Source organism: Lentzea sp. NPDC060358, from assembly GCF_042725365.1.
Taxonomy (GTDB): domain Bacteria; phylum Actinomycetota; class Actinomycetes; order Mycobacteriales; family Pseudonocardiaceae; genus Lentzea.
Genome location: NZ_JBHXCW010000515.1, coordinates 1 through 1,058, shown reverse-complemented (window position 1 = coordinate 1,058; position 1,058 = coordinate 1). Strand labels below are relative to the sequence as shown.

The following is a 1,058-nucleotide window of genomic DNA, read 5'->3' as shown; positions in this document are numbered from 1 at the left end:
CGTCGTAGCGTGGTGTGGGCCAGGCGTTCTTGCGACCGGATGGCCGTCCTGGGCCGGGGCGGGAGGATTTCGGTGCTTCGGCAGGACAGGCCGCCTTCGGGCGGAGGTGCCGGAAATCGCGGCGGACTCGGGCGGGAGTGAGCTTGTCGGGCGGGCTCGGTCTTTCCCACGGCCGTCGCAGGTCGGCCGCCAGCGGGCGGGCCGGACGTAGTCGGGTGAACACGGCGAGGATCAGCCAGGTCCACCGGTCGGCTGCTTCGGGGGTGCGGATTTTCGGGCAGGTCCAGCCCAGGGTCTGCTTGAACAACCGGAAGGTGCGCTCGATGTCGAAGCGGCGCAGGAACACCTGCCACAGACGGTCGACGTCGGCTGTGGTGGCGTCGGTGCCCGACCACCACAGCCACACCGGCTTCGGTGTCGCGCCGCTGGGCAGGTGCTCGACCTGCAGGCGGATTACGGTGCCTTCGATCACCGGCAGGGAGCCCAGCTGGGCGGTCCAGGCGGAGCGGTGGGTCAGTCTCGGGTGGAGCCGGTCCCAGGCCCGTGCGGCGCAGGACGCGGTCCGAACGCATCCGGCCCAGCACCTGCACCGGCAGATCCTTCAGCAGGAAGGCGAGGCGGGGCACGTCGTATCCGGCGTCCACCACGATCAGAACGTCCGGATCGCCGTCTTTCCACTGCCCGGCCGCGATCATCCGCTCGACGAGTTCACGCATCCGCCCGGCCGTGACGGTGGCGGAATCATCTCCCGGGGCCAGACGCAGCGCATCCAGCGGGGCGGTCCACGAACTGCGGCCCGTCTCCAGCGCGCAGATCACCGAGTACGGCCAGCCAGGAACAGGAATGTGCTGGTCCTTGCCCCGTCCGTAGGTGTGGCACAGGATCCGCTGTGGTGAGGTGTGCGCGCTCGGCCGCAGCCAGCAGGTGAGGTCGGCGGCCAGCACCAGCCGGCCGTCCGCCGCCCGCGGTAAAGACACCGCGGCCAGGGCCCGCCGCAGCCTGCCGACATCGACCTGGCCCGCGGCCGGGGCGTCGTAGAGCCCACCGTGCCCGCGACC

2 pseudogenes are annotated in these 1,058 nt (G+C 71.3%); both read right to left on the bottom strand.

Going from position 1 to position 1,058, the window contains the following annotated elements:
* Positions 1-472, bottom strand: a pseudogene (locus tag ACFWGZ_RS41305) (transposase); the annotation flags it as partial.
* 16 nt (positions 473-488) lie between these two features.
* Positions 489-998 (bottom strand): annotated as a pseudogene (locus ACFWGZ_RS41300) (transposase); the annotation flags it as partial.
* Positions 999-1,058: the final 60 nt, after the last annotated feature.